Consider the following 20,904-nt stretch of genomic DNA (forward strand, 5'->3'; position numbering starts at 1 on the left):
TATACTGACCAGCAACGTTAAACGCTGCAGGAGGGCACACCCATGCACAGCGAGTCGATTCGTTATCTGATCGTGCCGGGCTGGCAAGGATCGCCAGAAGATCATTGGCAAAGTCATTGGCAGAACAGCCTGCCCAACAGTGCGCGTGTGGAGCAGGCCGATTGGCTTACCCCGCGTCGCGAAGACTGGGTGGCGGCACTGGCGGAGGCCATCGCCGCCGACAGCACGCCGGTGATTCTCATTGCCCATAGCCTGGGTTGCATCACGGTCGCCCATTGGGCGGCCACGGCGCCGGTGCATTTTCTACGCCAAGTGCGCGGCGCTTTGCTGGTGGCGCCGGCGGATGTCGAACGCCCAGCCTGTGCCCCCGCCCTGCGCAACTTTGCACCGATTCCCACGCACCTGTTGCCGTTTCCCAGCCAAGTGGTCAGCTCCGACAATGACAGCGCCGTCAGCGCCACCCGCGCCTTGGAGCTGGCCCGCAACTGGGGCGCCGAGGCCGGCATTTTGTCCGGTGCCGGGCATATCAATGTGAAGTCCGGCCACCAACGCTGGGAACAGGGTTTCGCCTACCTCTATCGCCTGCAAAACCGCCTTGAGCATCACGCCCGGCGCCGTGCATAAATTTTTTTCAACGCCCCGTCCCTGAGCGGATTTGGGGCGGGAGCCTGCCATGAGTCATGACACCTTTGGCCAGCCGTTGCTGACCTTTCCCGATGCTGAAAAAAGCCCGCTGAGCATCCGCGCCAAGGCGTTGGTGTTTGTCGACCCGCGTTCACGCCAGCTGCGTGAAGAGCTGGAAAGCCTCGCACCGCGTGCGTTGCCGGTATTGATTCGCGGTGAGACCGGCAGTGGTAAAGAGCTGCTGGCGCGGCATATTCACCGGGGCAGCGACCGCACGGGTTTGTTTGTGTCGGTCAATTGCGGCGCCATCAGCCCTACCTACGCGGATGCCGAATTGTTCGGCTATGCCGCCGGCAGCCATAGCGGAGCAGCCAGCAGCCGCGCCGGCTGGTTTGGCTCGGCCAATGGCGGCACCTTGTACCTGGACGAGATCGGCGATTTGCCGCTGCCGATCCAGGTGAAATTGCTCGCCGCCCTGGAAAACCACGAAGTCACCCGTGTCGGCGCTCATCAGCCAAGCCCGGTGGATGTGCGGCTGGTCGCCGCCACCAGTATCGACCTGGCCCAGGCCGTGGCCGCCGGAAAGTTTCATGAACGCCTGTTCCATTACCTGAGCGAAGGCCAGTTGGACCTGCCGGCTCTGCGTGAGCGGGTGGGCGACATTTTGTCCCTGGCTGAATATTTCCTCGGCATTTACAGCCAGCGCCTCGACCTGCCGGTGCCGCTGATCAGTGATGCCGCCCAGCGTGTGCTGGAGCATCACAGCTGGCCGGGTAATACCCGTGAGCTGGAAAACGTTATTCACTTTGCGCTCTTGGTAAGCAGTGGCGATGAGATTTTACCCGAGCATTTGAACCTGCCCGCCGCCGGTTCGCCGTTGGAACAACTGCAGCGCATCTTCGCGAGTGCCAGCGCCGCCGAACAGCAAAGCTTGCTCAGCTTTCTAAATGAACAGCCGCTACATGAACAAAATGGAATATCAACGTGAATAAAAGATATTGTTCGGGAATAAAAAATCTAGGTATTGTCCATCCCACGCCGCGATAGCACTTCGCTGGCACACCATAAAAAACGGTCGTCAGAGACGCCCCGGAATTTCGATAAGGACACTGCATGAAAAAGGTTCTGTTGTTTACCGCACTGGCGGCTGCCCTGACTGCAAGCTTCGCCCAGGCCAACGAGAAACTGGTGGTAGCGGCTACCCCGATCCCGCACGCGGAGATCCTTGAGCTGGTCAAGCCGACCCTGGCTAAAGAAGGCGTGGACCTGGAAATCAAAGTCTTCACTGACTATGTGCAACCCAATACCCAGGTTGCCGAGAAGCGTCTGGACGCCAACTACTTCCAGACCCTGCCGTACCTGGAAAACTTCAACAAGGGCAAGGGCACCAACCTGGTCACCGTGATTGGTGTGCACGTTGAGCCCATCGGCGGTTACTCGAAAAAGATCAAGAATATTTCTGAACTCAAAGATGGCGCCACCGTGGCCATCCCTAACGAAGGCTCCAACGCTGGCCGTGCCCTGTTGCTGCTGCAAAAGAACGGCCTGATTACGCTGAAAGACCCGACCAATGCACTGGCTACGCCGAAAGACATCGCCAGCAACCCGAAAAACCTGAAATTCAAAGAGCTGGAATCGGCGCTGCTGCCACGTGTGCTGGACCAGGTTGACCTGGATGTGATCAACACCAACTACGCCCTGGAAGCCGGCCTGAACCCAGCCAAAGACGCGCTGATCATCGAAGACGCCAAGTCGCCGTACGTGAACTTCCTGGTGGCGCGCCCGGACAACAAGGACAGCGACGCCATCCAGAAACTGGCCAAGGCCCTGACCAGCCCGCAAGTCAAAGCCTTCATCGAGAAGAAGTACAACGGCGCGGTAGTGCCTGCGTTCTGATGTAAACCAAACCCCCTTCAAGGTTTGAACGCCGACGGCTACTGCAGCGTCGGCGTTTTTTTATGCCTGAAACAAAATCAAACCCTGTGGGAGCTGGCTTGCCTGCGATTGATCGTTCCCACGCTCCGCGTGGGAATGCCTCCTGTGACGCTCCGCGTCACGAGCGGACGCAGAGCGTCCTGTGCTGCATTCCCACGCAGAGCGTGGGAACGATCAGCGTTTCAGATATCGCGGCTATTGATCGCCCGACGCAGCGCCACCAGCCACTTCACCAGTTCCTGCGGATCAATCGGTTTCGCTTCGTTCATTATTCATTCCCTCGAAACACAGACCCATCAACCATAGCCGCAGCCCGCCAAACCCGCGAATCCGCGGGTTATCTTTTTGGGTGATATCAATATTCTATTTGGGTATTTAAATTTTACTTTTTATGCCTTTAAAGTTCGCGCTACCCGGCGTTACCCATGCCGGAACGGACAGCGCCCGCCGCATTACCCCTGCGGCGTCATGGACTCAAGATGACCTTCGATTTTGCTTTTATCCTCAGCACCTTGCCGGCGTTTCTCAAAGCCGTGGGGGTCACGCTGCAAGTGGGTTTGATCGCCATTGCCACCTCCCTGCTGGTGGCGCTGATCAACGCCGCACTGCTGGTGTTTCGCACGCCCTACCTGTCGCGCCTGGTGGCGCTGTATGTGGAGCTGGCGCGTAATACACCGCTGCTGATCCAACTGTTTTTCGTGTACTTCGCACTGCCGGCCCTGGGCTTCAATATCTCCGGGTTCTGGGCGGCGATCATCACCATGACCTTCCTCGGCGGCGCCTACCTCACCGAAGTGCTGCGCGCCGGCGTGGAAGCGGTGCCGCTGGCGCAGATCGAGTCGGGCAAGTCCATCGGCCTGTCGGACTGGCAATTGCTGCGTCATGTGATCCTGCCCCAGGCCGGTATCCTCAGCCTGCCGGCGCTGTTTGCCAATTTCATCTTTTTGCTCAAAGAGACCACCGTAGTGTCCGCCGTGGCGGTGCCGGAGATTCTCTACACCACCAAGAGCTACATCGCGCTCTACTACAAGACCTACGAAATGCTCGCCGTGCTGACGCTGATTTGCGTGCTGCTGTTCTTGCCGCTGTCGCTGCTGCTCAGCCGTCTGGAAAGGAGGCTCCAGCATGGCCAGTTCGGGTCTTGAGTTGTTGTGGGTGTCGTTGCCGCAATTGGGCAAGGGCGCGGCGCAAACCCTGTCGATTTCATTTTTGAGCATCGCCTTCAGCACTGTCGGCGGCGTGTTGTATGGCGTATTGCGCACCTTGAATAACAAGGTGATTAACGCGGTGCTGCGGGTTTACCTCGAGCTGTTCCGGGCGATCCCGGTGCTGGTGTGGTTGTACCTGCTGTTTTTCGGGCTGCCGATTTTCTTTGGCCTGAGCATTCCAAGCTTCTGGTGCGCGGTGCTGGTGCTGTCGCTCTGGGGCGCCAGCGAGGTCGGCGAAGTGGTGCGTGGCGCGCTGCATTCGCTGCCACGTGGCCAGCGTGAGGCGGGGTTGTCGATTGGTTTATCCGACCCGCAACTGTACGGCTACGTACTGCTGCCCCAAGCCCTCAAACGCATGACGCCGCCGACCATCAACGTCTATACGCGCATCATCAAGACCAGCTCGCTGGCGGTGCTGATCGGCGTGGTGGATGTGATCAAGGTCGGCCAGCAAATCATCGAGCGCACCTACGAGTCGGTATTGATCTACGGCGTGCTGTTCCTGTTTTTCTTCTTTATCTGCTACCCGTTGTCGGCCGCCTCCAAGGTGCTGGAACGGCGCTGGGGCCAGGCATGAGCGCATTGATCGAGTTCCAGGGTTTCAACAAATTTTTCGGCGAGGCGCAGGTGCTCAAGGGCATCGACCTGAGCGTGCAGAGTGGCGAAGTGGTGGTGATCCTCGGCCCCAGCGGCTGCGGCAAAAGCACATTGCTGCGCTGCCTTAACGGCTTGGAAGTCGCCCACAGCGGCAGCCTGCGTTTTGCCGGCAAGGAGTTACTGGACAAACACACCGACTGGCGCCAGGTGCGTCAGGACGTGGGCATGGTGTTCCAGAGCTACCACCTGTTCCCGCACATGAGCGTGCTCGACAATATCCTGCTCGGCCCGCTGAAGGTGCAAAAGCGCGACCCGCGTGAAGCCCGTGAGCAAGCAGAGAACCTGCTGGAGCGTGTGGGACTTGCCGACAAGCGCGACGCCTTCCCGCGACAGCTCTCCGGCGGCCAGCAGCAACGCATCGCCATCGTCCGTTCGCTGTGCATGAACCCGCAGGTCATGCTGTTTGATGAAGTCACCGCCGCCCTCGACCCGGAGATGGTCAAGGAAGTGCTGGAAGTGATTCAAGGCCTGGCCCGCGATGGCATGACCCTGTTGATTGTCACCCATGAAATGGCCTTCGCCCGAGCCGTCGCTGACCGCGTGGTGTTCATGGAGGCCGGTCGCATCCTCGAGCACAACACCCCCGAGGCATTCTTTACGAACCCGCAAACCGCACGCGCGCAGCAGTTCCTGGAGAAGTTCTCCTTTGTTTCAACACTGCCCAAAAAGACCAAGGAATTGGAGCTGATATGAAAAAACTACTGCTGCCACTGTTTGCCGTTGCCTTGCTGGCCGGCTGCGATAAAAAGGCCGAAGAGCCTGCCAAACCCGTCGCTGCTGCCAGCTACATCGACAAGATCAAAGCACGCGACAAGCTGATCGTCGGCGTGTTTACCGACAAACCACCGTTTGGTTTCGTCAACGAAGCGGGCCGCTATGTGGGGTTTGATACCGACATTGGCCGCCAATTCGCCAAGGACCTGTTGGGCGATGAAAACAAGGTTGAGTTCGTAGCCGTCGAGCCGGCCAGCCGTATTCCGTTCCTGCAAAGCGACAAGGTCGACCTGATCCTCGCCAACATGACCGTGACGCCGGAGCGCAAGGAAGCGGTGGACTTTACCAACCCCAACTTGAAGGTCGCTGTGCAGGCGCTGGTGCCGAATGACAGCGCGGTGAAAAGCCTGGATGACCTGGCGACCCGCACCATCATCGTCACCACCGGCACCACCGCCGATATCTGGCTGACCAAGAACCACCCGGACTGGAAACTGCTCAATTTCGAGAAAAACTCCGAGTCACTGCAAGCCCTGTCCGCCGGGCGTGGCGATGCCTACGCGCAAGACAACCTGGTGCTGTTCAGCTGGGCCAAGCAGAACCCTGGCTACCGCGTGCTGGAAGAGAAACTCGGTGATGAAGCGCCGATTGCACCGGCGGTGAAGAAGGGCAATATCGAACTGCGCGACTGGGTGAACGCGGAGCTGGCGAAGTTGGGTGAGGAGAAGTTCTTGCTCAAGCTGTATGACCAGTATGTGCGTAAAGAACTGAGCGATGACACCAAGCCTGAGAGTGTGATTGTTGAAGGCGGTAAGTGGCAGGGCTGATTATGTGCTGACTGCTCTACCGCTATCGCAGGCAAGCCAGCTCCCACCTTTGAATGTGTTCGCAAATCAAAATGTGGGAGCGGGCTTGCCCGCGATGAGGCCGGCCCAGTCATCTCTTATTCCGGCCAATGCCAGGCCGGTGCATCCAGAATTCCCTGGCCGACAATCTGAGTCTGCCCCAGCACCTTCTCCAGCACGATCGAATTGCAGTCTTCATCCTGCTGCAACGCCGCAATCAAGCGGCTGGCATGCGACACCACCCACACCTGGCACTGCGTCGAGGCCTGGATAATCAAGCGCGCCAGCGCCGGCAGTAAATCCGGGTGCAGGCTGGTTTCCGGCTCGTTCAGCACCATCATGGTCGGTGGCCGTGGCGTCAGCAGCGCCGCGATCAGCAGCAGGTAGCGCAAGGTGCCGTCTGACAATTCCGCTGCCGACAATGGCCGCAGCAAACCTTCCTGATAAAACTCAATTGCAAAACGCCCACCTTGCAACGGCTCGATATTCAGCCGTGCGCCGGGGAAGGCATCACTGACTGCGCGCTGCAACGCCTCGGGGTCGCCGATTTCGCGGATGGTCTGCAATGCCGCAGCCAAGTCGCGCCCATCGTGATGCAGTACCGGTGTGCGCGTGCCCAGTTGCGGCTGGCGCACGGGGGCATCCACATCACTGCGAAAATGATCATAAAAGCGCCAGCCACGAATGCTTTCGCGTAGCAGCAACACTTCCGGCGAGCCGCGCAGGCTGCCGACCTGATCAAACAGGCTGTGGTAGTTGGGTGTGTGCTGGGCCAATACGTCCCAGGCACGGCCATCGCGGGCGCGCACCATCGGCCCGGACCGCTGCACCAGCAGGCTGGCCGGGCGGTAGATGTGACCGGCCCAGATGCATTCTTTCTTTACCTCCGGGTCCAGTTGGAACGCGGACAGGGTCTTTTCCGGCAACCCAAGGGAGATTGCGTAGCTGAAGTCCTCAGCGGCAAACCCCAGGCGCAGGCGTTTGACGCCCTGGCGCACGGTCGGCTCAACCGCCACCTCGCCATTGCGCATGCGTCGGCTGACGTTCTCAGGCCCGGCCCAGAAGGTCGAATCCAGCCCACCCTCACGCGCCAGTGCATTGATCACTCCGCCCTGGGCCGTCTCCGCCAGCAAGCGCAGGGCACGGTACAGGTTGGACTTGCCGCTGCCATTGGGGCCGGTGACCAGGTTCAGCCGGGCCAGCGGCACCACCAGTTTATTGATCGAGCGGTAGTTGGCCACCGCGAGGGTTTTGAGCATGTGTATTTAGCCGGCGTGGGAACCCTTGGAGTATGGGATGCTCAATGCAGATAAGGAACCCTGATCTAAGCTCACAGTCGCATACTCACTGTCACATCGCGTCACGCAAAAGGAGCCTGCATGGGCGGTCGTATTTACACCTGTATTTTCGGATTTTGCCTGCTGACGCTGCTGAGCGGTTGCGGCCAGGAAAAGTCCGAACCCAAGGAACATTCGCGGGTGTTTGTGCAGGCCGTGCAACCCGCGGATTTTGCCGCCGCAGTGACCCTGACCGGCGATATCCAGGCCCGCGTGCAAACCGATTTGTCCTTTCGTGTGGGCGGCAAGATCATCCAGCGCATGGTCGACGTGGGCGACCGCGTGACCGCCAAGCAAGTGCTGGCCAAACTTGACCCCAAAGACTTGCAGACCAACGTCGATTCCGCCCAGGCCCAGGTCGTGGCCGAGCAGGCGCGGGTCAAGCAAACCGCCGCCGCCTTCGTACGCCAGGAAAAGCTCCTGCCCAAGGGCTACACCAGCCGCAGCGAATACGACGCTGCCCAAGCCGCGCTGCGTAGCAGCCAGAGCGCTCTGGCTGCCGCCCAAGCCCAATTGGCCAATGCCCGCGAACAACTCGGCTATACCGCGCTGGTCGCCGATGCACCTGGCGTGATCACTGCACGCCAGGCCGAAGTCGGCCAGGTGGTGCAGGCCACCGTGCCGATTTTCAGCCTGGCCACCGATGGCGAGCGCGATGCGGTGTTCAATGTCTATGAATCCTTGCTGGTGGAGCCACCGCCCGATGCGCCGATCACCGTGAGCCTGCTGGATAACCCGAGCATCAAGGCCGTGGGTAAAGTGCGCGAAGTCACGCCCGCCGTGGCGGCCAATACCGGCACCGTGCAAGTGAAGATCGCCCTGCAATCGCTGCCTAAAGGCATGCAACTGGGCTCAGTGGTCAGCGCCACGGCCAATGGCCCGGCCAAGGCCAGTGTGGAGTTGCCGTGGTCGGCGCTGACCAAAGACCTCAACGAACCCGCTGTGTGGCTGATTGACGGCGACGGCAAGGCGCAACTGCACAAAGTCACGGTAGCGCGCTATCTGACCGGCAAAGTGATTATTGGCGACGGCCTTAAAGGCGGTGAAAAAGTCGTGGTGGCCGGCGGGCAATTGCTGCACCCGGGCATGATCGTCGAGATCGCCCAGCAAGGAGTCCAGCCATGAAGCGCCTGACGGCATTGCTTGCCGCCAGCCTGTTGCTGGTCGCTTGTTCCAAAGAGGAAACGCCGCCCGAGCCCGTGCGCCCGGTGCTGTCCATGCAAGTGAAGTCCGAAGATCAGGAAAACCTCGGCCGCTTCGCCGGCACCATCCAGGCCCGCTACGAAAGCAACCTGGGTTTCCGCGTGCCTGGCCGTATCGCCCGCCGCGCCGTGGATGTCGGCGCCGAAGTGGAGAAGGGCGCCTTGCTCGCGGTGCTCGACCCCACCGACCAGCAAAACCAGTTGCGCGCCGCCCAAGGCGACCTGGCCCGCGTGCAGGCGCAGTTCATCAATGCCCAGGCCAACGCCCGGCGCCAGCAGGAACTGTTCAATCGCGGCGTCGGTGCCCAGGCCCAGCTGGATGTGGCGCAGACCGACTTGAAAACCACCCAGGCGACCCTTGATCAAGCCAAAGCCTCGGTCAACCAGGCTAAAGACCAACTCAACTACGCCGAACTGCGCACCGACCACGCCGGGATCGTCACCGCCTGGAATGCCGAGGCCGGACAAGTGGTCAGCGCCGGCCAGCAAGTGGTGACCCTGGCGCGCCCGGACATCAAGGAAGCGGTAATCGACCTGCCCGCCGGGCTTGCCGAGCGCCTGCCGCCGGACGTGGTATTCCTGGTCGCCGGGCAGCTCGACCCCAGCGTCAACACCACCGCCATCGTGCGCGAGATCGAACCCCTGGCCCAAAGCGCCACGCGCACCCGCCGCGCGCGCCTGACCCTGGCCGAGACGCCACCTGCGTTCCGCCTCGGCACCGCCATCAGCGTGACCCTGAGCACGGCCATTGCACCGCGTATCGAAGTACCGCTGACCGCCTTGCAGGAAGCCGACGGCAAAACCCGTATCTGGTTGCTCGACACCCAGAGCCAGACCGTGCAGCCGCGTGACGTCACGGTGATCAGCCGTGATGCCAACAGCGCCTTGCTCAACGGCGGCGTCAAACCCGGCGAACGCATCGTCACCGCTGGCGTGAACAGCCTGAAACCCGGGCAAAAAGTCAAAATCGACGAGGACAGCCCGCGATGAAAGGGAGCTTCAACTTATCCGACTGGGCCCTTAAGCATCAGTCCTTCGTCTGGTACTTGATGTTCGTCGCGCTGCTGATGGGCGTGTTCTCCTACATGAACCTGGGCCGCGAGGAAGACCCGTCGTTCACCATCAAGACCATGGTGATCCAGACCCGGTGGCCGGGCGCGACCCAGGAAGAAACCCTCAAGCAGGTCACCGACCGCATCGAGAAAAAACTCGAAGAACTTGACTCCCTTGACTACGTGAAGAGCTACACGCGGCCGGGTGAATCCACGGTATTCGTCTTCCTCAAGGACACCACCAGCGCCAAGGCCATCCCGGAGATCTGGTACCAGGTGCGCAAGAAGATCGACGATATTCGCGGCACCTTCCCCCAGGGTTTGCAGGGGCCGTCGTTCAACGATGAGTTCGGTGATGTGTTCGGCTCGGTCTACGCCTTTACCGGCGACGGCCTGTCGATGCGCCAACTGCGCGACTATGTAGAGCAGGTGCGTGCCGAAATTCGTTCGGTGCCGGGGCTGGGCAAGGTCGAGATGATCGGCCAGCAGGACGAAGTGATTTACCTGAACTTCTCCACGCGCAAACTCGCCGCGTTGGGCATTGATCAACGCCAAGTGGTGCAAAGCCTGCAATCACAGAACGCCGTGACGCCTGCCGGGGTGATCGAGGCCGGGCCGGAACGGATTTCGGTGCGCACGTCCGGGCAATTCGCCTCGGAGAAAGACCTGGCCAACGTCAACCTGCGGCTCAATGACCGTTTCTACCGGTTGGCGGACATTGCCGATATCAGCCGTGGCTACGTCGACCCGGCGCGGCCGATGTTCCGTTTCAACGGCAAACAGGCGATTGGCTTGGCCATCGCCATGCAGAAGGGCGGCAATATCCAATCCTTCGGCAAGGCGCTGCACACGCGCATGGACGAACTGACCGCCGACCTGCCAGTGGGCGTCGGCGTGCATAAGGTTTCCGACCAGGCCGAAGTGGTGGAAGAAGCCGTCGGCGGCTTTACCAGCGCCTTGTTTGAAGCGGTGATCATCGTGTTGGTGGTGAGCTTTATCAGCCTCGGCATGCGTGCCGGCCTGGTGGTGGCGTGCTCGATTCCACTGGTGCTGGCGCTGGTGTTCGTGTTCATGGAATACAGCGGCATCACCATGCAGCGGGTGTCGCTGGGCGCGTTGATCATCGCCCTCGGCCTGTTGGTGGACGACGCGATGATCACCGTCGAGATGATGATCACGCGCCTGGAAAAAGGCGAAACCAAGGAGCAGGCGGCGACCTACGCCTACACCTCCACAGCCTTCCCGATGCTCACCGGTACGCTGGTGACCGTCGCCGGCTTTGTGCCGATTGGCCTCAACGCCAGTTCGGCGGGTGAGTACACCTTCACCCTGTTTGCGGTGATTGCCGTGGCCATGCTGGTGTCGTGGGTGGTGGCGGTGCTGTTTGCGCCGGTGATCGGCGTGCATATCCTCAGCGCCAAGGTAAAACCGCATGACGCTGAGCCTGGGCGCATCGGCCGCGCCTTCAACGGCGGCATGCTCTGGGCCATGCGCAACCGCTGGTGGGCCATCGGCATCACCGTGGGCCTGTTTGTAGCCTCGGTGTTTTCGATGCAATTTGTGCAGAACCAGTTCTTCCCGTCCTCGGACCGCCCGGAAATCCTGGTCGACCTCAACCTGCCGCAAAACGCCTCGATCAATGAGACGCGCAAGGCCGTCGACCGCCTTGAAGCAATCATCAAGGACGACCCGGACATTGCGCGTTGGAGCACCTATATCGGCCAGGGTGCGATTCGTTTCTACCTGCCCCTGGACCAGCAACTGGAAAACCCTTACTACGCGCAGCTGGTCATCGTGAGCAAAGGCCTGGAAGAGCGCGGTGCGTTAATTGCACGCCTGCAAAAGCGCCTGCGCGATGATTTTGTCGGCATCGGCAGTTATGTGCAGCCGCTGGAAATGGGCCCGCCGGTGGGGCGGCCGATCCAGTATCGGGTGTCGGGCAAAGACATTGATCAGGTGCGCAAACACGCCATCGAACTGGCGACCTTGCTGGATAAAAACAGCCACCTGGGCGAGATCATCTACGACTGGAACGAGCCGGGCAAAGTGCTGCGCGTGGACATCGCCCAGGACAAGGCGCGCCAACTCGGGCTGTCGTCGGAAGACGTGGCGCAGTTGATGAACAGCGTGGTCAGCGGCGCTTCGGTGACCCAGGTACACGACGATATCTACCTGATCAACGTGGTTGGCCGCGCCGAAGATGCCGAGCGCGGTACGCCGGAAACCTTGCAGAACCTGCAGATCGTCACACCCAACGGCACCTCGATTCCGCTGCTGGCCTTCGCCACCGTTCGTTATGAGTTGGAGCAGCCGCTGGTATGGCGTCGCGACCGCAAGCCGACGATCACCATCAAGGCCTCGGTGCGCGATGAGATGCAGCCCACGGACCTGGTGAAACAGCTGGCGCCGACCATCGAGAAATTCAGCGCGGGGCTGCCGGTGGGTTACAAGGTGGCCACCGGCGGCACCGTTGAAGAAAGCGGCAAGGCCCAAGGCCCGATTGCCAAGGTGGTGCCGCTGATGCTGTTCCTGATGGCGACGTTCCTGATGATCCAGCTGCACAGCGTGCAGAAGATGTTCCTGGTGGCCAGTGTCGCGCCGCTGGGCCTTATCGGCGTGGTGCTGGCGCTGATTCCCACCGGCACGCCCATGGGCTTTGTGGCGATCCTCGGCATTCTGGCGCTGATCGGCATCATCATCCGCAACTCGGTGATTCTGGTGACGCAGATCCACGAATATGAAGTGGCCGGCTACACAGCGTGGGACGCGGTGGTGGAAGCCACCGAGCACCGGCGCCGACCGATCCTGCTCACCGCAGCGGCGGCCAGCCTGGGCATGATCCCGATTGCGCGGGAAGTGTTCTGGGGGCCGATGGCCTACGCGATGATTGGCGGGATCATCATTGCGACCTTGCTGACGCTGCTGTTTTTGCCGGCGTTGTATGTGGCTTGGTACAAGATTCGCGAGCCGAAAAAAGAACAGGCCTGACCATCGGAGCCTTCCTGAAAGGATGTGGGAAGGTTCTTTGAAACACTTTTCGAACACTTGCTGAGGCTTATGTGCATTACCCTCCGGGCCTGATCTTGTCTGGAAGGCCCGTGCCATGCGTCATTTTTTGCTGGTTGTCAGCCTGTTGTTATCTCCACTGGCATTAGCCGGCACCGTATTGGAAAACGCCCTGTGGCGTGTCGAACTCGACCCCGCCACGCTCGCGCTGCGCGTTACGCCCGCAGGCGAGACCTCGGTGCAGGCGTCCAGCGGTGTGGCTGCCCATGCTGTCAGTGATTTGCAAGCGGGTGCCGAGCAGGCTGCCTGGCAGTGGGACAACGGCGCCTATCGCCTGACGGCTCGCCTTGAGCAGCGCGACCTGTCCCTGACCCTCAGCGCCCGCGAGCCGGGTGAACTGCCGCTGCTGCGCCAACCCGCTGCGGCCATGGGCAAGGGGTTGATCTGGCCCTTGGCCGAAGGTCATTACGTACCGGCCGGTAACGCCGTGTGGAAAGCGTTTTTGCTGGAGCAGGGCGAACTCAATACTACCCAGGACCTCAGCCTGCCGTTATGGGGCATGGATCACGGCCGCTTCACGTTGAGCTGGTTGCTGACCAACCCCTACAACAACCACTTGCAATGGCAGGCCGACGGCAAGGGCCTGGCACTTTCGGTGGCTCACGAATTTACCCGTCTTGACCCCACGGCGCCGATGACCTTGCGCTTGCACCTGGGTGACGCCGACCCATTGGCCGGTGCCAAGCGCTATCGCCAATGGCTGGTAGAGCAGGGCCGCTACGAGCCGCTGGCGGACAAGCTGCAACAAACCCCCGAGGCCAAAAAACTGCTGGGCGCCAGCCATGTCTACCTGTGGGGCAACAGCCTGCTGGCCCCCGCTGATGTGCGTGATTGGCCGCTGCTGGTCAAACGCTTGCGCGGCCATGCACTCAAGGGGTTGATGGACAAAGAGGCGACTCAGGTTCTGGCGCAGGCCAAGGCTTTGAACCGTTATGAGCAAGGCGTTTTGTTGCGGGGCCTGAATGCGGCGATCAATCAGCAAGCGCGGCAGGCTTGGCAAGTCGAAGACCCGGACATGACCCGACTCGCCGCCCGCTATGGTGAACTGCGCAGCGAGCTGGCCAAGGACTTTGCCGGGGCCTTGACCGGCACCCCCGAGACCTGGGGCAGCCAGACGATTCAATCCCTGCGCGACGCCGGGCTGCCGCGCCTGTTGCTGACCCTGGGCGAAGGCTGGGAAGGTGGCCTGTGGCATCCCGAAGCAATTCGCGCCGGTGTCGCAGCCGGTTACCTGGTGGCGCCCTACGACTCCTATGAAACCGCCTTGTCCGCCAGCGAAAACCCGGACTGGACCACCGCGCACCTGGGCGCCAAGGCCTACCGTGACTGCGCGATTGTGCTCAAGGACGGCAAGCTGAAAACCGGCTTCCAGCAATCGGGCCACTACATCGACCCGCGCTGTATACGGCCTTTGCTGGAAGCACGGGTGAAGGCGGTGCAGGCCAGGGCCGGTTTTAACGCCTGGTTCCTGGATGCCTACGCCACCGGCATGGTGTTCGACAGCTACCGTGACAGTGCGCCCATGACTCAGGCGCAGAACGCCGAAGGCAATATCGACGCCTCCCGTTGGATCAACACGGTACTCAAGCTGCCGGCGGGTTCCGAAGATGGCAATGCCAGCACCGCCCAAGGCACTCTGTTCGCCCACGGCATGCAGACGCCGGTGATCGGCTGGGGCGATCGACAGATGACCCAGGACAAGCAATCGCCCTATTACGTCGGCAACTGGTACCCGCCGGAGCAGCCGGCGGTGTTCTTCAAGCCCGTGCCATTGAAAGAGCCGTTTCGCACACTGTACTTCGACCCGACCATGCGCCTGCCGCTGTACCAGGCGGTGTTCCACGGTTCGGTCATCACCACCCACCATTGGCTGTTCGACAACCTGAAGCTGAGCAATGTGCGGGCCGAGAACGAGCTGACCCAACTGCTCTACAACGTGCCGCCTTTGTATCACCTCACGGATGCGATGCTTAAGCAGCGGCTGCCGGTGATCCAGCGTCAGGACCGTTTCTTCAGGCCGTTGCATCAGCGTTTGGCGGCTCAGGCGATGACCGATTTCCGTTGGCTGACGGCGGACAAACAGGTGCAGCAGACTACCTTTGCCGATGGCACAAGGTTGGTGGCGAATTTTTCTGTGCAGGAGCAAGCGGGGTATGTGGGGCGCAGTGTGACGGCGTTGGTGGTGGGTGAAAAACCGGTGGTGTATCAGGTGGATCCGTAGCGCCGGTTAAATCGCTATCGCAGGCAAGCCAGCTCCCACATTTTGATGTGTGAATACCTTCGAATGTGGGAGCTGGCTTGCCTGCGATAGCGTCAGATCAAACAACGAACCTCTATGCCTTGCGCCACACACTCGCCAACCAAGGCTGCTGCTCCCGCGGCAACCCGGCCGGTCGGTAGTAATGCTCCAACTCCACAAACCCAGCCTCTGTCAGCAAACCCCGCCACGCCTCCAGGTCGTGATAAGACCCGTACCGAGGCCCATTCCAGCCTTCCTGATTCTCACCCCGAGGGTTGGAACTGAACAACACACCACCCGGCTTCAGCGCCCCATGCAGCTGCTTGAGCACCCGAGGCAGCTCCTGTTTGGGAATATGAAACAGCACCGCATTGGCAAATACCCCATCAAAGCGCGCGGCGGGTAAAGCCAGCTTCAGGAAGTCCTGCTGCAACACTTCACAACCACTGTCTTCACGCGCCATTTGCGCAAAGCGCTCAGAGCCATCCAGCCCGACGGCGATATGCCCCATGCGCGTAAACGTCTGCAAATCCCGCCCAGGGCCGCAGCCGAAATCCAGCACGGTGAACGGGGGCGTGCCCTGGATATGCCGCAGCAGGGCGTCGATGTTCTGGCTCACATCGTGATCGCGGGTGCCTTCGCGGAAGTCTTCGGCGACTTTGTTGTAGTGGCCGAGGGTGGTGGTGGTGATCTGGTTGAGGTCGTCGGGCTTTAGGGTCATGACGGGTAATACCGGGCGCTGAGATTGCCCGACTATACCTCACCTCTCCCTCACCTCTTATTAAGCACCCGCGCCAACCGATCCCCACCCAACTGAATCACCGCCACCAACGCCACCAGCAGCACAATTACCGTGAGCATGATCTGCGAATCAAAGCGCTGATAACCATAGCGGTAGGCAATATCTCCGAGGCCACCCGCCCCAATCGCCCCGGCCATGGCCGACGAGTTGATCATCGTCACCAGGGTAATCGTAAACCCGCCGACAATCCCCGGCAGCGCCTCGGGAAGCAGCACATGCCAGATAATGTGCCAGCGCCGGCAGCCCATGGCCTGTGCGGCCTCGATCAAACCATGATCGACCTCGCGTAAGCTCACCTCGGCGATCCGTGCAAAGAACGGCGTGGCGGCGATGGTCAGTGGTACAACGGCGGCCCACACGCCATAGGTGGTGCCGACGATCAGCCGGGTGAACGGGATCAGCGCCACCATCAGGATCAAAAACGGAATGGAGCGGAACAAATTGACGAACGCCCCCAGCACGCGGTTCAGCGCCGGTGCCTGATAGATGCCGCCCTTGTCGCTGGTGACGAGGAACACCGCCAGCGGAATACCTGCCAGCAACGCGATCAGTGATGACACGCCAACCATCAACAAGGTGTCGATGGCGCCCTGCAATAAACGATCAAACCACATAGCCCAGTACCTCTACCTGTTGCGCCCAATTCCCCGCGCGGCTGCGCAACTCTTCGGCGTTGTGGGGCGAGCCATTTACCGCCAACAGCAATTGCCCCAGGGCATGCCCCTGAATCCGTTCCACACCGCCTTGCAATAAGCGCACGCGCCCGCCGAGGGCAGCGAACAGCGCGGCCAGGTCCGGTTCGTCTGCGACGCTGCCGGTGAACTGCAACCGCAACACCACCGCCGCCGTCGACGAAGGTTCAGCCTGCAAGCGACTTTGCAGTTCGTCCGGCAGCCCGTGTTGCAACGGTGCCAGCAGGGTTTGGCTGACCTCGTGCTGCGGGTTGCCGAACACTTGCCACACCGGGCCTTGCTCGACGATGCGCCCGTGTTCCAATACCACCACGCGGTCGCAGATATCGCGAATCACCGCCATCTCGTGGGTGATCAACACGATGGTCAGGCCCAGGCGCTGGTTGATCTCGCGCAACAGGCCGAGGATCGATTGGGTAGTTTCCGGGTCGAGGGCCGAAGTGGCTTCGTCGCACAGCAAAATCTGCGGGTCATGCACCAGCGAGCGGGCGATGCCCACGCGCTGCTTCTGCCCGCCGGAGAGTTGCGCCGGATAGGCTTTGTGCTTGTCTTTGAGGCCGACCAACTCCAGCAACTCGCGCACTTTTTGCTCACGCTGCAGCTTGGGCACACCGGCGACTTTCAGCGGCAGTTCGACGTTCTGCCACACGGTCTTGGCCGACATCAGGTTGAAGTGCTGGAAGATCATGCCGATGCGCCGCCGCAGCGCCACCAGGCGGTCTTCGTCGAACTCACCGATGTCCACCTGATCAATCAATACGCGCCCGCTGCTGGGTTGCTCCAGGCGGTTGATGGTGCGGATCAGCGACGACTTGCCGGCGCCGCTGCGGCCGATGATGCCGAACACTTCACCGTGCTGGATCGCCAGATCAATGCCTTGCAGGGCATGCACGGCGCCGTCATAGGTTTTGCCCAGGTTGATAAAACGCACATGGGCGCGGTTCAGGTCCGGGTGCAGCTCTGTCTGCTCGGCGTCCCGGGGCGGCGTGCCCAGGTCGCGCAGTTGGGCGTTGGCGGCGGTCATTTTTTATCTTCCCAGCCGACCTGGTAGAGCTTGCCGAGGGATTTATCCAGCGCCGCACGTACCACTGGTGAGTGCTGGTAAATGTCGACGAACTTGATCACGCGCGGGTCGGTTTTGCTCTTGGGCTGGATCACAAACTGAATCACGTATTCCGGGTGGTCGAGGCCGTCGAACAGCAGCGCCGACTCGGCATCGAAGGTCTTGGACAGGCGGATATACGCCGGGTAGCCCTGCACCAGATCGGCGTCGTCATAGGCGCGCACCAGTTGCACGGCCTCGACTTGCAGGATCTTGAGCTTTTTCGGGTTGGCGATGATGTCTTCTTCGGTGGCCTTGTAGCCCACGCCCGGCTTGAGGCTGATCAGCCCGGCCTTGGCCAGCAATTGCAGGCCGCGACCGCTGTTGATCGGGTCGTTGGCAATCGCCACGCTGGCGCCTTGGGGCAGGTCGTTGATGGTTGTGTACTTCTTGGAATACAGCCCGACGTTATTGATGATGCCCGGCGCATACGGCACCAGGTCAAAACCGGCGGCGGCCTTGGCGTTTTCCAGGAACGGAATGTGCTGGAAGTAGTTCACGTCGATATCGCCGGCGGCCAGGCTGACGTTGGGCGCGATCCAGTCGGTGAACTCCACCAGCTCGACCTTCAGGCCTTGCTTGCCGGCTTCGGCCACGGCGGCTTCGAGGGGAATCGCGAAGGCGGCGGTGGTACCGATTTTCAGCGGTGCGTCAGCGGCAAATACGGCCGAGCTGAACAAGCCGAAGGCCAGGGCCAGTGCTTTGACTGGGTGGGAGAGCCGTGTTTTTTTCATAATCGATTTCCAGTCATAAGGTATGGATAAGAACAATGCGGTTCTAAATGTGGGAGCTGGCTTGCCTGCGATGGCGGTGGGTCAGCAAAAAAATGTGGCTGACAGACCGCTATCGCAGGCAAGCCAGCTCCCACAGTTTTGGTTCAGTGTCGGTAAGTGGAACCGGTGTGTTGTTCGGGTAGACGAGCCCCGGCGTGAAAGACCTTTTCGCGCAGTGTTCCCTGCTCATAAGCGGTCTTGTACGACCCACGCTTCTGCAACTCCGGCACCACCAGGTCGATAAAGTCGACATAGCTTTCCGGCGTCACAATCCGCGTCAAATTGAAGCCGTCCAGGCCGGTCTCGCTGATCCAGGATTCCAGCTCATCAGCCACTTGCTCGGGCGAGCCAACCAAGGTGATGTAGCGCCCACCCAAGGCGTGCTGCTCCAGCAATTTGCGCCGGGTCCAGTCGTTGTTCTGCAGGTTCTTGGTGGCCGACTGAATCGCGTTGCTCTTCACGTACTGGATCGGTTCGTCGATCTCGTATTGAGAAAAATCAATCGCCGTGGACGCCGAAAAATGCGCCACGCCGGCCTCCGGGCTGGCGTAGCTCAAGTACTCGGCGTGCTTGACCCAGGCCAGCGCTTCGGTGGCGCCAACGATCACGTTAAGCCCCATGAACACCTTGATGTCATCCGGGTTGCGCCCGGCCTCGACGGCACTGGCGCGCACCTTGTCCACCTGGGTTTTGGTCGCGGCCTTGTTCTGGCCGCTGATGAACACGCACTCGGCATGTTGCCCGGCGAACAGCAGGCCACGGTCCGAACTACCCGCCTGGAACAATACCGGCGTGCGCTGCGGCGACGGTTCGCACAGGTGATAACCCTCGACCTGATAGAACTCACCGTGATGCTCGACCTTGTGCACCTTGCCCGGCTGCGCGTAGACCCGTTGCGTGGGGTCGTTGAGCACCGCGTCGTCTTCCCAGCTGCCTTCCCAGAGTTTGTACAGCACCTGCAGGTACTCATCGGCCTGGTCATAGCGGCGGTCATGCTCAACCTGCTCGGTCAGGCCCATGGCCTTGGCGGCGCTGTCGAGGTAGCCGGTGACGATGTTCCAGCCAACCCGGCCACGGCTCAGGTGATCGAGCGTGGACATGCGTCGGGCGAACAGGTACGGCGGCTCGTAGGTGAGGTTGGCGGTGAGGCCGAAACCGAGGTTTTTGGTCACGGCGGCCATGGCCGAGACCAACAGCAGCGGGTCATTGACCGGCAGTTGGATCGACTCTTTGAGCGGCACGTCGATAGCGTTCTGGTAGACGTCGTACACGCCGACGATATCCGCGATGAACAAACCGTCGAACAGCCCGCGTTCCAGGGTTTGCGCCAGGTCGGTCCAGTATTCGACGGTTTTGTATTGCGTCGAGGTGTCCCGTGGGTGGGTCCACAGGCCGTGGTTGATATGCCCGATGCAATTCATGTTGAAGGCATTGAGCAGGATTTTTTTCTTCGCCATTCAGATGGTCCCCCGCAGGGGTGGGTTTTCATCGTTGAGGTAGTAATTGCCCACCGCGTGGTACTTCCAGCGCACCGGGTCGTGCAGGGTGTGCACGCGGGCGTTGCGCCAGTGGCGGTCGAGGCCATGTTCGGCCAGGGTCGCCTGGCTGCCGGCCAACTCGAATAAGGTGCTGCTGGCAGCCAGGGAGATTTCCGTACTCAAGGCGCGCGCTTCAGCGACAGCAATAGAGGCTGCTGCGACGGTCTGGGCATTGCTATCGGCCTGGGCGCGGTCGAGGTATTCGCCCGCGCGCTCCAGCAAGGCTTCGGCTGCGTGCAGGCGGATGCTCAAGTGGCCGAAGCTCTTGAGCGTCAGCGGGTCTTCGCTGGCCTTGTCGGTGCCGGCGTCGATCCATGGGCGGGTTTTGGTGCGGACAAAGTGCAGCGCATCCTCAAAGGCGGCACGGGCGATGCCGGTGTCGATGGCGGCGTGAAGGATCTGCGCCAGCGGGCCGACGGTGGTCGGGCGCTCGAAGGCGCTCTGGAACGGGATCACGTCCTGGGCTGCCACCCACACGTTGTCGAACACCACTGAACCGCTGCCAGTGGTGCGCTGGCCGAAACCACTCCAGTCGTCGATCACGCTCAAGCCCTCGCTGTTGCGGGGCACAAACGCCAGTTGCTGCACGCCGTGTTCATCCACCACCGAAGTGGGGATGCGCTGGGCGTAGATCGCGCCGGTGGAGTAAAACTTGCGCCCGGTGATGCGAAAACCATCGCCATCGCGGCTGATGGAGGTGACGCGGTCGTGGGCGGTCTTGGTGCCGAGTTCCGCCAAGGCGTTGCCGAAACGTTGCCCGGCGAGTACTTCGGCGTACAGGCGTTGTTGCTGGGCCGGGCTGCCATTCACGCGCAGTACTTCCAGCGCATAAAAGTGGTTTTGCGGGATCTGGCCCAGGGAGGCATCGGCCTGGGCAATCAGGGCGATGACCTTGGCCAGGGTGACGTTGGAAACGCCAGCGCCGCCATACTCCTTGGGCACGCTGATACCCCACAGGCCGGAGCGCGAAAACACGTCCAGTTCAGGCAAGGGCAGGCGGCGTTCGCGGTCGCGCTGGGCGCTGTCACGGCGGAAGTCTTCGGCCAGATCGCTGGCGACAATAAGGGCGTGTTCGTCGCTGGTGATGACCGCGACGTTAGGGGAAAAAGTCATGGGTT

18 protein-coding genes are annotated in these 20,904 nt (G+C 61.1%); 11 read left to right on the forward strand and 7 right to left on the reverse strand.

The window, feature by feature from the left end; all coding sequences use genetic code 11:
• Positions 1–42 precede the first annotated feature (42 nt).
• The 7 genes from HU759_RS02090 (at position 43) to HU759_RS02120 (ending at position 5,965) form a co-directional block, all read left to right on the forward strand.
• Positions 43–624, forward strand: a complete 582-nt coding sequence (locus tag HU759_RS02090) for an alpha/beta hydrolase (RefSeq protein WP_058422586.1) — start codon at positions 43–45, stop codon at positions 622–624.
• A gap of 49 nt (positions 625–673) precedes the next feature.
• On the forward strand, positions 674–1,612 hold the full coding sequence (locus HU759_RS02095; protein WP_017135751.1) for a sigma 54-interacting transcriptional regulator: 939 nt from the start codon (positions 674–676) through the stop codon (positions 1,610–1,612).
• Between the two features lie 125 nt (positions 1,613–1,737).
• Positions 1,738–2,520, forward strand: coding sequence for a MetQ/NlpA family ABC transporter substrate-binding protein (locus HU759_RS02100; protein ID WP_017135750.1), 783 nt, complete (start codon positions 1,738–1,740; stop codon positions 2,518–2,520).
• Between the two features lie 518 nt (positions 2,521–3,038).
• Positions 3,039–3,704 carry an amino acid ABC transporter permease gene (locus HU759_RS02105; protein WP_003187615.1) on the forward strand — a complete coding sequence of 222 codons (666 nt, stop codon included), beginning with the start codon at positions 3,039–3,041 and terminating at the stop codon, positions 3,702–3,704.
• A complete protein-coding gene (locus HU759_RS02110) occupies positions 3,685–4,344 on the forward strand; it encodes an amino acid ABC transporter permease (protein ID WP_065930871.1) in 660 nt (219 codons plus the stop codon). Before HU759_RS02105 ends, HU759_RS02110 begins: the two co-directional genes overlap by 20 nt.
• Entirely contained in the window at positions 4,341–5,117 is a 777-nt protein-coding gene (locus tag HU759_RS02115; protein WP_017135747.1) for an amino acid ABC transporter ATP-binding protein, read from the forward strand. Before HU759_RS02110 ends, HU759_RS02115 begins: the two co-directional genes overlap by 4 nt.
• Positions 5,114–5,965, forward strand: a complete 852-nt coding sequence (locus tag HU759_RS02120) for a transporter substrate-binding domain-containing protein (RefSeq protein WP_186617878.1) — start codon at positions 5,114–5,116, stop codon at positions 5,963–5,965. The genes HU759_RS02115 and HU759_RS02120 overlap by 4 nt, the downstream gene beginning before the upstream one ends.
• Before the next feature lie 116 nt (positions 5,966–6,081).
• On the opposite strand, the gene HU759_RS02125 is transcribed toward HU759_RS02120, so the two are convergent.
• Positions 6,082–7,242, reverse strand: a complete 1,161-nt coding sequence (locus tag HU759_RS02125; RefSeq protein ID WP_186617880.1) for an AAA family ATPase — start codon at positions 7,240–7,242, stop codon at positions 6,082–6,084.
• 120 nt (positions 7,243–7,362) lie between these two features.
• Here HU759_RS02125 and HU759_RS02130 point away from each other — a divergent pair, with 120 nt between their 5' ends.
• The 4 genes from HU759_RS02130 to HU759_RS02145 all read left to right on the forward strand — a co-directional run bounded on the left by HU759_RS02130 (position 7,363) and on the right by HU759_RS02145 (position 14,861).
• Positions 7,363–8,445 (forward strand): efflux RND transporter periplasmic adaptor subunit, encoded by a 1,083-nt coding sequence (locus HU759_RS02130; protein ID WP_186617882.1) that lies wholly within the window; start codon positions 7,363–7,365, stop codon positions 8,443–8,445.
• Positions 8,442–9,512: an efflux RND transporter periplasmic adaptor subunit gene (locus HU759_RS02135; RefSeq protein ID WP_186617883.1), complete on the forward strand. Its 1,071-nt coding sequence runs from the start codon at positions 8,442–8,444 to the stop codon at positions 9,510–9,512. The genes HU759_RS02130 and HU759_RS02135 overlap by 4 nt, the downstream gene beginning before the upstream one ends.
• Positions 9,509–12,562 (forward strand): efflux RND transporter permease subunit, encoded by a 3,054-nt coding sequence (locus HU759_RS02140; RefSeq protein ID WP_176991681.1) that lies wholly within the window; start codon positions 9,509–9,511, stop codon positions 12,560–12,562. The genes HU759_RS02135 and HU759_RS02140 overlap by 4 nt, the downstream gene beginning before the upstream one ends.
• A gap of 115 nt (positions 12,563–12,677) precedes the next feature.
• Positions 12,678–14,861, forward strand: a complete 2,184-nt coding sequence (locus HU759_RS02145; protein ID WP_186617884.1) for a glycoside hydrolase — start codon at positions 12,678–12,680, stop codon at positions 14,859–14,861.
• 112 nt (positions 14,862–14,973) lie between these two features.
• Here HU759_RS02145 and HU759_RS02150 read toward each other — a convergent pair whose 3' ends face one another.
• The 6 genes from HU759_RS02150 to HU759_RS02175 all read right to left on the reverse strand — a co-directional run bounded on the left by HU759_RS02150 (position 14,974) and on the right by HU759_RS02175 (position 20,899).
• Positions 14,974–15,600, reverse strand: coding sequence for a class I SAM-dependent methyltransferase (locus HU759_RS02150; RefSeq protein WP_017135740.1), 627 nt, complete (start codon positions 15,598–15,600; stop codon positions 14,974–14,976).
• A gap of 50 nt (positions 15,601–15,650) precedes the next feature.
• Complete coding sequence (locus tag HU759_RS02155) at positions 15,651–16,295, reverse strand: methionine ABC transporter permease (RefSeq protein WP_170039483.1); 645 nt, start codon at positions 16,293–16,295, stop codon at positions 15,651–15,653.
• Complete coding sequence (locus tag HU759_RS02160; RefSeq protein ID WP_177032355.1) at positions 16,285–17,397, reverse strand: ATP-binding cassette domain-containing protein; 1,113 nt, start codon at positions 17,395–17,397, stop codon at positions 16,285–16,287. Before HU759_RS02160 ends, HU759_RS02155 begins: the two co-directional genes overlap by 11 nt.
• Complete coding sequence (locus HU759_RS02165; protein ID WP_017135737.1) at positions 17,394–18,209, reverse strand: MetQ/NlpA family ABC transporter substrate-binding protein; 816 nt, start codon at positions 18,207–18,209, stop codon at positions 17,394–17,396. Before HU759_RS02165 ends, HU759_RS02160 begins: the two co-directional genes overlap by 4 nt.
• 143 nt (positions 18,210–18,352) lie before the next feature.
• Positions 18,353–19,705 (reverse strand): LLM class flavin-dependent oxidoreductase, encoded by a 1,353-nt coding sequence (locus HU759_RS02170; protein WP_186617885.1) that lies wholly within the window; start codon positions 19,703–19,705, stop codon positions 18,353–18,355.
• A complete protein-coding gene (locus HU759_RS02175) occupies positions 19,706–20,899 on the reverse strand; it encodes an SfnB family sulfur acquisition oxidoreductase (RefSeq protein ID WP_186617886.1) in 1,194 nt (397 codons plus the stop codon). It abuts the gene before it with no gap.
• Between the last annotated feature and the right edge of the window lie 5 nt (positions 20,900–20,904).

Source organism: Pseudomonas sp. OE 28.3, assembly GCF_014268205.2.
In the GTDB taxonomy this organism is placed as follows: domain Bacteria; phylum Pseudomonadota; class Gammaproteobacteria; order Pseudomonadales; family Pseudomonadaceae; genus Aquipseudomonas; species Aquipseudomonas edaphica.

What these genes read in the sequence shown, in the direction of transcription:
- HU759_RS02090 (WP_058422586.1), top strand. Translation starts at nt 43, where the DNA reads ATGCACAGCGAGTCGATTCGTTATCTGATCGTGCCGGGCTGGCAAGGA.
- HU759_RS02095 (WP_017135751.1), top strand. Translation starts at nt 674, where the DNA reads ATGAGTCATGACACCTTTGGCCAGCCGTTGCTGACCTTTCCCGATGCT.
- HU759_RS02100 (WP_017135750.1), top strand. Translation starts at nt 1,738, where the DNA reads ATGAAAAAGGTTCTGTTGTTTACCGCACTGGCGGCTGCCCTGACTGCA.
- HU759_RS02105 (WP_003187615.1), top strand. Translation starts at nt 3,039, where the DNA reads ATGACCTTCGATTTTGCTTTTATCCTCAGCACCTTGCCGGCGTTTCTC.
- HU759_RS02110 (WP_065930871.1), top strand. Translation starts at nt 3,685, where the DNA reads ATGGCCAGTTCGGGTCTTGAGTTGTTGTGGGTGTCGTTGCCGCAATTG.
- HU759_RS02115 (WP_017135747.1), top strand. Translation starts at nt 4,341, where the DNA reads ATGAGCGCATTGATCGAGTTCCAGGGTTTCAACAAATTTTTCGGCGAG.
- HU759_RS02120 (WP_186617878.1), top strand. Translation starts at nt 5,114, where the DNA reads ATGAAAAAACTACTGCTGCCACTGTTTGCCGTTGCCTTGCTGGCCGGC.
- HU759_RS02125 (WP_186617880.1), bottom strand. Translation starts at nt 7,242, where the DNA reads ATGCTCAAAACCCTCGCGGTGGCCAACTACCGCTCGATCAATAAACTG.
- HU759_RS02130 (WP_186617882.1), top strand. Translation starts at nt 7,363, where the DNA reads ATGGGCGGTCGTATTTACACCTGTATTTTCGGATTTTGCCTGCTGACG.
- HU759_RS02135 (WP_186617883.1), top strand. Translation starts at nt 8,442, where the DNA reads ATGAAGCGCCTGACGGCATTGCTTGCCGCCAGCCTGTTGCTGGTCGCT.
- HU759_RS02140 (WP_176991681.1), top strand. Translation starts at nt 9,509, where the DNA reads ATGAAAGGGAGCTTCAACTTATCCGACTGGGCCCTTAAGCATCAGTCC.
- HU759_RS02145 (WP_186617884.1), top strand. Translation starts at nt 12,678, where the DNA reads ATGCGTCATTTTTTGCTGGTTGTCAGCCTGTTGTTATCTCCACTGGCA.
- HU759_RS02150 (WP_017135740.1), bottom strand. Translation starts at nt 15,600, where the DNA reads ATGACCCTAAAGCCCGACGACCTCAACCAGATCACCACCACCACCCTC.
- HU759_RS02155 (WP_170039483.1), bottom strand. Translation starts at nt 16,295, where the DNA reads ATGTGGTTTGATCGTTTATTGCAGGGCGCCATCGACACCTTGTTGATG.
- HU759_RS02160 (WP_177032355.1), bottom strand. Translation starts at nt 17,397, where the DNA reads ATGACCGCCGCCAACGCCCAACTGCGCGACCTGGGCACGCCGCCCCGG.
- HU759_RS02165 (WP_017135737.1), bottom strand. Translation starts at nt 18,209, where the DNA reads ATGAAAAAAACACGGCTCTCCCACCCAGTCAAAGCACTGGCCCTGGCC.
- HU759_RS02170 (WP_186617885.1), bottom strand. Translation starts at nt 19,705, where the DNA reads ATGGCGAAGAAAAAAATCCTGCTCAATGCCTTCAACATGAATTGCATC.
- HU759_RS02175 (WP_186617886.1), bottom strand. Translation starts at nt 20,899, where the DNA reads ATGACTTTTTCCCCTAACGTCGCGGTCATCACCAGCGACGAACACGCC.